8 protein-coding genes are annotated in these 14328 nt (G+C 50.1%); all 8 read left to right on the forward strand.

Annotation, left to right across the window (positions count from 1 at the left end):
• Positions 1-248 (forward strand): hypothetical protein (locus D7V92_RS22380; protein WP_233572782.1); only part of this gene is annotated, 248 nt, incomplete at its 5' end.
• A gap of 91 nt (positions 249-339) precedes the next feature.
• Complete coding sequence (locus tag D7V92_RS03395) at positions 340-801, forward strand: HU family DNA-binding protein (protein ID WP_121772276.1); 462 nt, start codon at positions 340-342, stop codon at positions 799-801.
• 173 nt (positions 802-974) lie between these two features.
• Complete coding sequence (locus D7V92_RS03400) at positions 975-5438, forward strand: T9SS type A sorting domain-containing protein (protein WP_121772323.1); 4464 nt, start codon at positions 975-977, stop codon at positions 5436-5438.
• Between the two features lie 3 nt (positions 5439-5441).
• Complete coding sequence (locus D7V92_RS03405; protein ID WP_121772277.1) at positions 5442-8864, forward strand: T9SS type A sorting domain-containing protein; 3423 nt, start codon at positions 5442-5444, stop codon at positions 8862-8864.
• Between the two features lie 408 nt (positions 8865-9272).
• Positions 9273-10775, forward strand: coding sequence for a 2-isopropylmalate synthase (locus tag D7V92_RS03410; protein ID WP_048927576.1), 1503 nt, complete (start codon positions 9273-9275; stop codon positions 10773-10775).
• 14 nt (positions 10776-10789) lie between these two features.
• Entirely contained in the window at positions 10790-12187 is a 1398-nt protein-coding gene (gene leuC, locus D7V92_RS03415) for a 3-isopropylmalate dehydratase large subunit (RefSeq protein WP_005864399.1), read from the forward strand.
• Positions 12188-12213: 26 nt separating this feature from the next.
• Positions 12214-12801, forward strand: coding sequence for a 3-isopropylmalate dehydratase small subunit (gene leuD / locus D7V92_RS03420; protein ID WP_005854475.1), 588 nt, complete (start codon positions 12214-12216; stop codon positions 12799-12801).
• Between the two features lie 2 nt (positions 12802-12803).
• On the forward strand, positions 12804-14318 hold the full coding sequence (locus D7V92_RS03425; protein ID WP_008773518.1) for an alpha-isopropylmalate synthase regulatory domain-containing protein: 1515 nt from the start codon (positions 12804-12806) through the stop codon (positions 14316-14318).
• Positions 14319-14328: the final 10 nt, after the last annotated feature.

Consider the following 14328-nt stretch of genomic DNA (forward strand, 5'->3'; position numbering starts at 1 on the left):
ATTTAAATTTTAGATATACGGAATATGCGATCCCGTGTGCGGAGGATTTCCTCTGCGTGCGGGATCGTTGTGTTTATGGCAATCCATACCCCGGAAAGGTCATCCGGACACAATACGACACGCTAAGCCGGGAATGGCGAGGGAATCCCGGTATAAGATATTTTGGCAGTCTTCCGGAAGGGCGATTCCCGTCCGGGAAAGATGGTTTTGGAAGGGTCGTCACCGAACGTGGTCGGAGTCGTCACTAGGCAGTGTCTGGTGACGACTCCGACCATGTCGGGTGGCGGCCCTCATTTTTGTCTCTCCCCATGAGCTGCCGTAAACTGTAAAAATGACATTATGGCATTTTATAAGAAGTATCAGCAAAAGGTCAACGGGCTTTGGTATCCCATGTCTGTAACGGCTGGCAAACCAGTCACTACGGACGAGATCGCCGACCGCCTGTCGCAGATCTCCACCGTGAGCCGTGCCGACACCTACGCCGTGTTGAAAGACATGGCGGGGGTACTGGCAGACTACATGGCGCAAGGTCGTACGGTGAAGATCGATGGGTTGGGTACGTTCTACTACACCGCCAACGCCTCCAAGCAGGGCGTGAAGGAGGAGAAGGACGTGAACGCCTCCCAGATTACCGGCGTGCGCGTGCGCTTCATCCCCGAGGCTCGTAGGAGTGGTAGCGGACGGAACATGGTACGCTCCTTGATCAGCGACAACATCTTCTGGATGGAGTTGCCGGCCAATGCGAAGACCACCGATCCGGAGCAGGGCAGTGGAGATTCGGAGAGCCCGGACGAGGTCTGATCCCGGGCGTTTGTGCGGCGTGTTCCCGCCGGAGTACACCTCTAGGTGGATGTGCTTGACGAGAATATCGTAACCTGATTATGTGCGGGAATGTCGTTCGGTACGAACGTGCCGGACGACCTATCCCTGCGTTCTAAGCGTGATAGAATACATTTATTTAAATCTTTATGTTTATGAAGACATCTTTACGAAGATTCAGTTTGAGGTTGTCGCTGGTGGCGATGATCTTGTGCTTGTACGCCGCCTTGCCGGGGCAGGGCTTGGCGTGGGGGCAGACGGATGGGGAGGTACGGTTTGGAAATACTCCTGATCCTGTTTCCTATGGATTTATTTATGATTCAAATGAAACGACCGACTACTCTCATTTTTTTGTGTCCGGCTTCACGGAAGGCATGGCAGTCCGGGTGCAGTTGGCGGACAAGGCGAATCCTAATGGGGTAAGGTTTGCTATTTGGGCGAATGATGCGGAATCTATGCTTGATTTGGTGGACGGTGGATGTTGGATACCGGATGATGTGGTGTCCGCTAATATTAACTTGAGGCTGACTAGTTCAAAGGTGTGCGATGTGGAGTATACCGTGAGCGTGTACGCATCGATGGATATGGCGACCGCTCCTTTGGCTACTACCTTGCATACGGTACGGTATATGAATTCTAGCGATAGGCCGGAGATTAGCAGACCGGATCGTATATCCGGCGAATTAAATACTGATATTCCCTTTACGATTAATGTATCGAAGGCTGGATTCCTGCAAGGGCAACCTGTGCAGATTATGATCTATTTGATAGGGTCGTACGAAAATTTGAGCCTTTCTGGGGAAAACTTACGGAAAGAGTCTGGCAATAGGTATTATTTGAGTGTTCCTTCTTTCTCCGCTTCGCAATATACGTTGACAGCCCATGCGACGGATGTGTGTGGTGGAAATTATGAAATACATATATGTGATAAGGATGGAAACAATGTGACTTTTGCAGATCAAGCCTCGTTTATCATCCCTATTGAGTACTCTGCTGAGGATATCGCCGCCTTGAAAGCGATCGCCGAGGCCAATCCTTTGAGTAATGACTTGCGGAACTTCATCGCTAACAAGGAGTATCTGAAGGATCGGATGCAGGGTGATGGTTATAATGTGGGAGTCCGTTGGAATACGAAACTTCCTGCTCAAGTGAGTAGTTTCTTTATTAAGGATTATAGGACACATACTGTTTCTTCCTTGGACTTGTCGGCTTTGACCGGGCTGGAAAGCGTCTCTTTGAATGGTACTCGATTGAAGTCTTTGGATGTATCTGCGCTGACGAAATTGAGGTATTTGTATTTGGATGGCAACGATTCCCTCACATGGTCTACTGTGAAATTCCCAGATCCATTGCCTGATAATTTTAACGTGCAAGGTTTTACGAAAATTATGGCCGGTACTCCGGTAGACGATTATAATTCATACGTCACCTCCGGTACGGAGATCGACCTTTCCGCTTACGCTGAGGTGAATGGCGTGAAGTCTACGTATCAATGGTATCGTGTGGTTCGGGAGCCTTATAGCAGGACGGAAGCCACGATGGAAGCCGTATCCGGCAAGGAAGGTGCTTTTATCTTTAAGGGAACGCCGGGCGAATATTACCTCTGCGAGATCCGTAACACTACGTATTACGATTGGTATATGCGTACGCCCGAGATCAAGGTAGCCCGCAGATCGGATGATTACTCTCCGGTTGACATCGCCGCCTTGAAGAAACTGGCCGCCGACAATCCGAACGTCACCCAGTTGCAAGAGTTCGTGGACAGCAAGGGCTGGGAACATGAGAATTGGAATACGTATGGGGATGCGGTTTGTACGGACTGGAGTGCGGAGGAGCTTGGCCGATTGACGCATCTACGTATCCAATTGGATTGGAACTCGAAAGATACGATCTCTTCCCTCGACTTAAGCGCCTTTACTGAATTGAAGTATTTCGAGTGCGAGCGTTTCATGAATATCGAGAAGCTGGATCTCTCGAAGAATACGAAACTGGAGCATTTGCACGTATACAGCAAGAATCTGGCTTCTTTGGATCTTTCTAATTGTCCTGATCTGCAATATTTCCGCTTTGGTACAAACTCTATTGGCGAGGGTAGCTATCAGAATTCGAAGCTGAGTACGGTCAATTTGAGTGGTTGTACAAAGTTGACGGAGCTCTATTTGGAGCACTCGCCGCTTGCCTTGCTGGATATCTCTTCTTTCAAGCAATTGAACCGGTTGGAGATCGAATATTGTCCGAACTTGAAGTTGCAAGGCTTTGATAACGCTACACGATTGGAATACTTAGCCTTGCCGCATACAGACCAGTTCTCCGATCTTTTGAAGAACTTACCCGCTAACATCCGTCATTTGTATTTACAAAGTACGGAGTATGCCCTTCCTTCCTCTGAGGAGGCGAGGCATTTACTTACATTAGGCGTGCCAAGTAATGTGGAGAGCTTGGATATGGCTCAATATCCGAATTTGACAAGGTTGGAGGTTGGTTATGATAACCGTTCCGGCTTGAGGTATTCCACCTTGAAGAATTACCGGCAGAATGTTCGGTATAATGGATTGAGTCGTTATCAGCTTACCTCTCCCTCTCATCCGCATGATCCTGATTTATTCATGAACGGCGATACGATCGACCTTTCATCCGAGGCCGTGATCGATGGCGTGGAGACCGTATTCCTTTGGGTGAACGGCAAGTACGGTATAGAAGAGAAAGAGGCTTTGAAGCCGGTACCGGGTCGTCCGGGCGTATTCGTGCTGGATAGCAAGGAGGAAGGATATGGCAATTATTATTGCAAGATGATGAACACGAAGTTCTGTGAGATCACGGAGATTAATTACAGAAATGGCTGGCAGGTCAAGACCTCATACATCCACGTCGAGACCTCCGTACCGCAAGTATTCGCTGAGAGCGACGTGGTTACCTTGGCCCGTATCGTGGACGCTTCCAACAACAAGGCGTTGACCGAGTGGTGGAACAGCGGCGCATGGCAGACGAATGAGAACTCATCAAATGCGCAAGCTGTTTGGAACAAGGAGAACCCGCGCCGATTGACGGAATTATATTTATATCAGATGGGCAACAGCTTTGCAAAGGAGGTAGATCTCTTGGCGTTGGATAAATTGGAAGTCCTGTCGTTGGCTGGCAATCGAGTGGAAAAATTGTTCTTGCCGAAGAACAATACGGTATTGCGTTCCTTGATGCTGGGTGGTAACTATTCCTTGAAATCCTTGATCGTATCCGAATATCCGTCGTTGGAGTATTTGGACGTATCCAATACGGGCTTGACGGCTCTCGACTTGTCTAACAACAAGAACTTAAAGGAACTGTTCTTGAATTGGACGATGCTTGACGGGGTAGAGAACGGCACTCCGGACCTTGCCGCTCAATTAACCGCATATGGCTTGCCTATGTCCACTACCCGGATCGACTTAGCGAACTTCCCGGCCTTGATGTCTTTCAATGCCGATGGTTCGGGCTTGGAGTTCACCAACGTGGAGAACCCGCGACAAATGGAAGCCGCCTTCGGTGTTGTCAGGTTGCCGGTAGGCGAGGTTCGCCCGGGAGGTTTCGTGGCTTATGGGGAGACAATCGATCTTTCCTCACAAAAGATGGTAGGAACATCTGCCTCTCGCTTCACTTGGGTATTTGGCAATGACACGATCGACCATACCGACAGCCGCTATACGATTACGGAGGACTTGACCCCGAATTATCAAATCGCCGGTAATGTAACCAACCCATTGTTCCCCGGCTGGACGGTTCAGTATCGTGCTTGGGTTTATACTTGCGACGGTGATGCGAACCTCGACAAGCAGGTGAACGTGCAAGACGTGACGGCTACCGTAAGCTACATCTTGAGAGACTCGGCTAATATGATAACAAACTTCGGATGGGCCGAGGCGGACGTGAACTATGATAATAATGTAGAGATCGCCGATGTGGTCGGTATCGTCAACATCATCCGCGACCAGCCTGTTACCAAGGCCGGCATGCTACGTGCCGAGACCGAGGCTCCCGTGTTGGTGGAACTGGATACGGACAACTTCCTGACCATCTCCAGCCAGGTGCCGGTAGCCGGTATCTACTTGGAACTGGTAGGCACTACCGAGGAACTTCCGCTCGTGGGTGAGGCCGCCAAGTTCTTGCAAGCCTCTCACCGGAATGGCGACACGTTGCGTGTGATCGGCTATAGCTTGGACGGACGGACGATTCCTTCGGGCAAGACCCGTATCTTACGTATGCCGGCGGGCGTTACCTTGGTGGGCGCGTCCTTCTCCGACGCGAAGGCGAATAGCTTGAAGTCTGCGGGAGATGCGATCGTGACTTCCAACGCCCCGATAGAGGCGATCGAGCGCTTGGATGCCGTGTCCAACTACCCGAACCCGTTCCGCGGCAGCACGACTTTCCGCTATCAACTGGCTGAGCCGGCCGACGCAGTGACGATCCATGTATTCTCTGCCAACGGAGCTTTGGCCGCAGTATTGAACGGTCTGCCCGGCGAGGTAGGCGAGAACCGGCATACCGCCGCGCTTACGCTTCCGGCCGGTGTCTACTACTATCGCTTGACAGCGAAAGCCGGTCGAGGCGTGAAGGCAAGTAATACTAACATCTTAATCATTAAGTAAGTTATGAACGTAAATCATATAAAACAATTATTCGTAGCCCTCTTCCTGCTGTTATCAGCGGGAACGGCTACCGCCGCCCAGTGGATGTTGAAGAAGACGGACTTGAACGCCGCGGGTAGCAAGGACACGCTTGTCTTGGGCGTGTATGGTAATTCCTTTGGTTTCTCTTCTTTCCAAGTGGATTTCACCTTGCCGGAAGGGGTCTTGCCGGATGGTGCGCCTATTTTGGGCGATGTCGCGATCGACCATGCGCTTACGTGGAAACAGGAGAATGGCAGCTACCGTTGCGTAGTCTATAGCCCGAAGAACACGGAAATGAAAACCCCGGAGGGAGGCCTGCTTTACCTTCCCGTGGAATTGGCCGCTTCTTTTAAAATGGGTACTTTCACGGCTAAGAACGGTCTCTTGTCCAATAAGAAGTCCGAGGGACAAACGGTACCGGATATGACCGCTACCTTGAAATCGTATAAAGAGAAGGCAGATTTGGTGGTGAACGTATCGGGCTTGGAAAAGGTGATGGCGGATCTGAACGGAAACCCCGCCGAGCTAAGCTATACGACCGTACCGGAAGGCAAGGAATTGACGGTCGCTTACTACACGGACGATGCTTGTACGGAAGCGGCTACTGACGCTGATCGCACGAAAGAGGGCATTCTGTATGTAAAACTCTCCTATGCGGGTGATGAGGATTATAACGCTTTCGAGAAGGTCTATGTCATGAGTTTGACCAGCAAGAAGGCGATTGCGACGAGTGGAATCATTGCGCCTGAGGCCACCTCGATCAAGGAAGGACAATTACTTTCCGCTTCCTTGCTGTCTGGCGGTAGCGTTACGGATGAAGGTTATACCGTAGTCGGTAAGTTCGCTTGGACGGATGGAAGTATCGTGGTTCCGGCTGGTGAAAAAGCATATTCTGTTACTTTTTATCCTGATAATTCCTCTTATTATGCTACGGCATCGGTTTCCGTGCCGGTAGCGGTAACCAAGACTTATACGATTACCGCCGTGGCGTCTACCGGTGGTGTGGTGAATGTGTTGGGTAAGACGGAGGATAATAAATATGTAGAAGGACAGACTGTCTCTTTGAAAGCGATCCCGCTGCCTAACTATCAGTTTGACGGTTGGTCGGTGACAGGCTCGAGCGAGACGTTGACCACTGGTGATTCTATCGCTGTCATGGTAGATACAGACAAGACTTACACCGCCAACTTCTCACCGATTATGCACACGTTGTCAATCGCTGTGGAAGGAAATGGTAGCCTGTCGGTTACGGCAGAAGGGAATGAGGTGACCAACGGCGTTTCCCTACAGCAGGGGACGGTCTTGCAGATCCTCGCGACTCCCGACATGAACGCTCAGTTGAAGGAATTGACTATAAATGGCGACTCGCTCAAGGGGGATAAGGTTACGCTAACGAAAGCCTTGGAGATCCGGGCTGCGTTCGAGGCGAAACCCGTGGAGATGGCACTTGTCAACATCCGGCAGACGGCTCACGGCTCTATCTTATTATATAAGGAAGACGGATCGCCGATCGCTTCCGGCTCTACCGTGCGGAAAAACTCGAAGGTACGGGTGATCGCGCTTCCGGACGCCGGGTATCAGTTGGAGGGTAACGTGGCCTTGTCGAACGTATCGGGTGGTACGGACGATCTGTATACCGTGAATGGTGATATCACGGCAACCGCCTCTTTCACGGAGAAAAAGTATAAGGTGGCCGCTTCTGCCGTGAGCAGCAACCCGGGTGAGACGACTGCCGCCGGCAAGATCACCTTGGATAAGGTAGGCGAGCAGCCGTATGGCACGGAGGTACGTATCCTAGATGTCGAGGGACAAGACGGAGCACGCTTGCTTACGATCTTGGCGAATGGTAAGGAAGTTGCCCAGAATGAGGTCTTGACTGTGACCGGCGATTTGACAGTAACGGCCGTATTCGATCATCGGGTGGCGATCAAGAAGGAATATATCATGTGGCCTTACCAAGAATATTACTACAATGGTGTGTCTCGTAATTTCGTGCCTTTCGCTTCCCAAACCTATGCGGGCTTCTCGTTCGAGGTATTATATAAGGACTCGGAAGAGAATGTGACCAAGAAGGCGATCGATGCGGATCATTATACCGTCTTGTTGCATCGTGATGAGGATGGCCTGTACAAAGAGTTCAACGAGACCTATGAGGATGGCTTGGTCATCAAGAAGTCTAAAATTGCGGTGACACAGGTACTTGACGGTGCCGAGGGCTTGAAGACACGTCCAGGCAGGGATGAGGTGGAAGTAGAGATTGACCCGTCCTATCCTGATGCCGATGTGACAAAATATGTGATTTCTCCTAAGAGTACTTCTGCTAAGAAGAACTACGAAGGTACGGTTTATTACCATTCAACGAAACCGGCGAAGCCATTGAACTTTGGTGCATCTGTCTTGCGTTCGGGTGGAGAGCCAAACGGCTATGTACGCATCACCAACGGCGGTATGCCGTATGTGGCAGAGAATGGCGTGGTGTCTGTTCCCGAAGGGGTAACGGTACTATTGGAGGCCGTGCCTGCTGCGGGGTATAAATTCTCTAAGTGGGCTGATGGTAATATGGAGAACCCGAGAGAATACAAGGTGACTGCCGATGCGACAGGTCTCACGCCCGAATTTGTCGGCAAGCCCGAGGCCTCTTTCGCCTTGGCGAGAAACATCTCCGCTTACAATGGTGTGGCGCAGACTGTATCTGTAACGGGTGAGGGTAACGAGCAGTGCCAGATCACCTTCTTCTTCGATCGAGCATGTACACAACCGGCTATCTTGAAAAATGCCGGTACGTATTACGTCCGTGTATACCGTCTAGAGGATGATGTCTATCAAGCGTATGAGAAGACCTTTGAATACACAATTGAGCAGGCTGACGCAAAGGTGGTATGGCCTACCGCATCCGCTATCTTGTCCGGGCATGCGTTGGCAGAGTCTGTCTTACAAGGTGGCCACGCCGGTATCGTTGCCGGAACGTTCGCTTGGAATGATCCGGAAGTCGTGATGACGGCCGGGGGCGACAAAGAAGTGATCTTCACGCCGACTGATCCGAACTATAAGCCGCAGAGTTCTCAGGTGAAAGTAACGGTTGTTTCCTCTGTTTCCTCCTCTACGGATCCCGAGAATCCGGTGACTCCGGTTGATCCGGTTGATCCGGAGAATCCAGAAGGGCCGGACACGCCGACTGGCGTAGAATCCATTGAGGAAGACGCTGTTTTGTATGCCGCGAATCTTTCTATTTTAGCGAATATGCCTAAGTCGGTTACGCTGACGGTGATTGATGTGGCCGGTATTATCGTTTATAAGGAAACGGTAGCGGGCGAGGTGATGATACCCGTAAGCCATGCGGGAGTCTACTTTGTTCGTTGCGAGGCCGCCAGCGAGGTGTTCGTGAAGAAGATCGTAGTTCATTGATATCCTCGATGCCCATCGTAATATGACTACAATGGGCATTGTAAACATTTTATACTGCCCATCGTAACAACCTAACGATGGGCAGTGTTATTTCGTAAGGCATATGGTTGTTTGGCTTATAGTTTGTAATAAATAATGGATAAAAACTTCGAATTATATTTGGTGGTATCAAAAAAGGCCGTATCTTTGCAACGTTGAAACAAAAACAATAAAGACAAGAACAATGACACGCAACTTGCAAAATAGTCTCATTATTTCTCTAAACATTATTCTACTCTGGGAACGGGATAGGAAGTGAGACTGTATGCTTTGCGAGCATTACGATAGATGAAAGAGCCTTTCTCACTTCCTTGTGAGAGAGGCTTTTTTAGTTAGTATAGGATATTAGTAAATTAAGAATATAAGATTATGTCAGACAGATTATTTATTTTCGACACCACCTTACGTGATGGTGAACAGGTTCCGGGATGCCAGTTGAATACAGTGGAAAAGATTCAAGTAGCTAAGGCATTGGAACAGCTAGGTGTTGATGTGATCGAGGCTGGTTTCCCTGTCTCCAGTCCCGGGGATTTTAAGAGTGTGGTTGAGATCTCAAAGGCCGTGACTTGGCCGACCATCTGTGCCTTGACCCGTGCGGTGGAGAAAGATATCGACGTGGCAGCCGAGGCGTTGAAATTCGCTAAGCGAGGACGTATTCATACGGGTATCGGTACTTCTGATTCTCATATCAAATACAAGTTTAACTCAACGAGAGAGGAGATTATAGAGCGTGCGATCGCCGCCACGAAATACGCTAAAAAGTACGTGGAGGACGTAGAATTCTACTGTGAGGATGCCGGGCGTACGGATAATGAATATCTGGCCCGTGTCGTGGAGGCCGTGATCAAGGCCGGGGCTACCGTAGTGAATATCCCGGATACGACAGGATATTGCTTGCCGGATGAGTACGGGGCGAAGATTAAGTATCTGATGGAACATGTGGATGGCGTACATAACGCTATTCTTTCCACTCATTGCCATAATGACTTGGGCATGGCTACCGCGAATACCGTACAAGGCGTGTTGAACGGAGCCCGTCAGGTGGAGGTAACCGTAAACGGTATCGGTGAGCGTGCGGGTAACACGTCATTGGAAGAAGTCGCCATGGTTTTCAAGAGCCATAAAGAACGTGATATCATCACCAATATCACGACGAATAAGATCTATAGTACGAGCCGTATGGTTTCTAGCTTGATGAATATGCCGGTACAACCGAATAAAGCTATTGTCGGACGTAACGCGTTCGCTCACTCCTCCGGTATCCACCAAGATGGCGTTTTGAAGAATGCGCAAACCTACGAGATCATCGATCCGAAGGATGTGGGTATCGATGATAATGCGATCGTATTGACTGCTCGTAGCGGTCGTGCGGCGTTGAAGCATCGCTTGCATGTTTTAGGTGTGGATCTGGAGCAGGAGAAATTGGACAAGGTGTATGATGAGTTCTTGAAACTGGCCGATCGTAAGAAAGATATTAATGATGATGATGTTTTGATGTTGGTCGGAAAGGATCGTACGGCCACCCACCGTATTAAATTGGAATATTTACAGGTAACTAGTGGCGTTGGAGTACAATCAGTCGCAAGTATTTGTTTAAATTTGTCGGGAGTAAGAAAATACGAGGCCGCGGCTGGTAACGGTCCGGTTGATGCGGGTATCAAGGCGGTGAAAAAAGCCATTAGTAATAGTGACATGACGATTCAGGAATTCTTGATTCAAGCCATTAATAAAGGTAGCGATGATACGGGTAAGGTACATATGCAGGTAGAGTATAATGGGGCTACCTATTATGGGTTCTCCGCGAATACCGATATTATCGCCGCTTCGGTGGAGGCTTTCGTGGACGCCATCAATAAGTTTATAGTAGACTAAAAATAGACAAGACAATGAGCAAGACATTATTTGAGAAAATCTGGGACAAACACGTGGTGGACACGTTGCCCGACGGAACCATACAATTGTATATCGACCGTCTGTATTGTCATGAGGTGACTAGCCCGCAGGCTTTCGCCGGATTACGTGCACGTGGATTGAAGCCCTTCCGTCCCGCGCAAATCACTTGTATGCCGGACCACAATATCCCGACATTGAACCAAGATAAGCCTATCGAGGACCCTATATCCAAGAATCAAGTGGATACCTTGGAAGAGAATGCGAAGTATTTCGGCTTGACGTATTACGGTCTTCAACATCCGAAGAATGGTATCATCCATGTGGTAGGTCCGGAGACAGGCTTGACGCAGCCGGGTATGACGATCGTTTGTGGCGACTCCCATACTTCTACGCACGGTGCCATGGGCGCTATCGCCTTCGGTATCGGTACGAGCGAGGTGGAGATGACCTTGGCTACCCAATGTATCATGCAGCGTAAGCCGAAAACGATGCGTATCACGATCGATGGTGTACGTAAACCGGGCGTTACGGCGAAGGACTTTGCCTTATACATTATTAGTAAGATGAGTACCAGCGGTGCTACGGGCTATTTCGTGGAGTACGCCGGCGAGGCGATCCGTAATACGACCATGGAGGAACGTCTGACGATCTGCAATCTTTCGATCGAGATGGGTGCCCGTGGTGGTATGATCGCTCCGGACGATGTTACTTTCGATTATTTGAAAGACCGTGAGTTCGCCCCAAGAGGCGAGGAATGGGAGCGGAAGGTGAGCGAGTGGCGTCAGCTGTATAGTGATCCGGACGCTAAGTTCGATAAGGAGATCGTTTTTCACGCCGAGGATATCGACCCGATGGTTACGTACGGTACGAACCCGGGCATGGGTATGAGTATCAGCAAAGATATCCCCTCCTTAGAAAGCGTGCCCGAGGCAGGCCGTATCTCTTATAAGAAGTCTTTGGATTATATGGGCTTCAAGGCAGGCGAGTCTATGTTGGGTAAGAAAGTGGATTATGTCTTTTTAGGTAGCTGTACGAATGGCCGTATCGAGGATTTCCGTGCTTTCGCCTCTTTGGTGAAAGGAAAGAAGAAAGCGGATGATGTAACGGTTTGGCTGGTTCCCGGCAGTTGGCAGGTAGAACGGGAGATTCGTGCCGAGGGGATCGACAAGGTTTTGGCCGAGGCCGGCTTCGTCCTTCGTCAACCGGGATGTTCCGCTTGTCTGGCGATGAATGAGGATAAGGTTCCGGCGGGTAAATACGCAGTCTCCACTTCCAACCGTAATTTCGAGGGTCGCCAAGGACCGGGTGCTCGCACCATCTTGGCGGGGCCGCTTGTGGCCGCCGCCGCCGCTGTGACCGGTAAGATCACGGATCCGAGAGAACTGATGTAAAGACGAATCTAATAAAGTAGCATAAGATGAAAACAAAATTCAATATAATCACAAGCACTTGCGTGCCTCTTCCTTTAGAGAACGTGGATACCGACCAGATTATCCCAGCCCGCTTTTTGAAAGCGACTACCAAGGAAGGGTTCGGCGAGAACTTATTCCGGGATTGGCGATATGATAAGGAAGGTAATAAGATCGAATCGTTCGTCTTGAACGATCCTACGTATAGCGGAAAGATATTGGTAGCGGGAAAGAACTTCGGTTCCGGTTCCAGCCGTGAGCATGCGGCTTGGGCGATCGCCGATTACGGTTTCCGTGTCGTGGTCTCCAGTTTCTTCGCCGATATCCATAAAAACAACGAGTTGAACAACTTCGTGCTGCCGGTTGTTGTGACTGAAGAGTTCCTCGCTGAATTGTTCGATTCGATTTACAAGGACCCGAAAACTGAGGTCGAGGTAAATCTACCGGAGCAAACGATCACGAACAAGGCTACGGGCAAAAGCGAGCATTTCGAGATCAACGCCTATAAAAAGGATTGCCTGATCAACGGATTGGACGATATCGACTATTTACTGGCAAATAAATCAAAGATAGAAGCCTTCGAGGCAGCACGCTGATTATGATAGAAATAATGGATACAACCCTCAGAGATGGGGAGCAAACTTCGGGCGTCTCCTTCGCCGCTCACGAGAAGCTCAGCATAGCGCAAGTGCTGCTGAGCGACTTAGGCGTGAACCGGGTGGAGATCGCCTCCGCCCGTGTGTCGGACGGAGAGTTTGAGGCCGTGAAGCGTGTAGCCGCTTGGGCCGCCCGTTCCGGAAACCTAGACAAATTGGAGGTCTTGGGTTTCGTGGATGGTACGGTCTCTCTCGACTGGATTGAATCCGCAGGTTGCCGTGTCGTGAACTTGCTTTGCAAGGGCTCTTATAAGCATGTCACCGAACAGCTTCGAAAGACTCCCGAGCAACACGTTGACGATATTCGTACGGTCGTATTGGAAGCGGCGAAACGGAAGATCGACGTGAATATCTATTTGGAGGACTGGTCGAACGGTATCAAGCATTCCCCGGATTACGTATTCTTGGTAATCGATGCGTTGAAAGGACTTCCGATCCGCCGTTTCATGCTCCCGGATACCTTGGGAGTCTTGAATCCCGGAAATACCTACGAGTATTGCAAGATGATGGTGGACCGTTACCCTGATTTACGGTTTGACTTCCATGCGCATAACGACTATGATCTTGCCGTCGCGAATGTATATTCCGCCATCCGTGCGGGTATCAAGGGAATCCATACGACCGTGAACGGTTTGGGCGAGCGTGCGGGTAACGCTCCCTTGAGCAGCGTACTTGCCGTTATCAAGGACCAGTTGGGAGAGGAGACGAACTTGAGGGAGGAAAAGATAAACAAGGCCAGTCGTTTGGTCGAGACCTATTCGGGGGTGCATATCCCGCCCAATAAGCCGATTATCGGAGAGCATGTGTTTACGCAGTGCGCCGGTGTTCACGCAGACGGTGATAGCAAGAATAACCTGTATTGCAACGACTTGCTTCCTGAACGTTTCGGACGGGTTCGCGAGTACGCTTTGGGCAAGACCTCCGGAAAAGCGAATATCCGTAAGAATCTGGAAGCGCTCGGTATCGACATGGATGAGGGCTCGATGCGTAAGGTTACGGAGCGGATCATTGAGCTGGGCGATAAGAAAGAAATGGTTACCCCGGAGGATCTTCCTTATATTATCAGCGATGTGCTTCATCATGATAACGCGCTGGAGGATCAGAAAATACGGATCTTGAACTATTCCTTATCCTTGGCCCAAGGGTTGAAACCGGTAGCTACCTTAAAGATCGAGATCAATGGCGAGGCTTACGAGGAATCGGCTTCCGGTGATGGACAATACGACGCTTTCGTTCGTGCCCTACGCCGGATTTATTCCCGTTTGAACCGCCCGTTCCCGATGTTGACGAACTATTCGGTATCCATCCCGCCGGGAGGACGTACGGATGCGTTCGTGCAGACGGTCATCAGCTGGAATTATGCCGGGGTCGATTTCAAGACTCGTGGTCTGGACGCTGATCAGACCGAGGCGGCGATCAAGGCGACATTGAAGATGCTGAACAAGATAGAGGATTAATAATTAAAAA

This window comes from Parabacteroides sp. CH2-D42-20, from assembly GCF_003670185.1.
In the GTDB taxonomy this organism is placed as follows: Bacteria; Bacteroidota; Bacteroidia; order Bacteroidales; family Tannerellaceae; genus Parabacteroides; species Parabacteroides distasonis.

Bases quoted from the DNA above. Each gene is read 5' to 3' on its own strand.
- D7V92_RS03395 (WP_121772276.1), top strand. From the start codon at position 340: ATGGCATTTTATAAGAAGTATCAGCAAAAGGTCAACGGGCTTTGGTAT.
- D7V92_RS03405 (WP_121772277.1), top strand. From the start codon at position 5,442: ATGAACGTAAATCATATAAAACAATTATTCGTAGCCCTCTTCCTGCTG.
- leuD (WP_005854475.1), top strand. From the start codon at position 12,214: ATGAAAACAAAATTCAATATAATCACAAGCACTTGCGTGCCTCTTCCT.
- D7V92_RS03410 (WP_048927576.1), top strand. From the start codon at position 9,273: ATGTCAGACAGATTATTTATTTTCGACACCACCTTACGTGATGGTGAA.
- leuC (WP_005864399.1), top strand. From the start codon at position 10,790: ATGAGCAAGACATTATTTGAGAAAATCTGGGACAAACACGTGGTGGAC.
- D7V92_RS03400 (WP_121772323.1), top strand. From the start codon at position 975: ATGAAGACATCTTTACGAAGATTCAGTTTGAGGTTGTCGCTGGTGGCG.
- D7V92_RS03425 (WP_008773518.1), top strand. From the start codon at position 12,804: ATGATAGAAATAATGGATACAACCCTCAGAGATGGGGAGCAAACTTCG.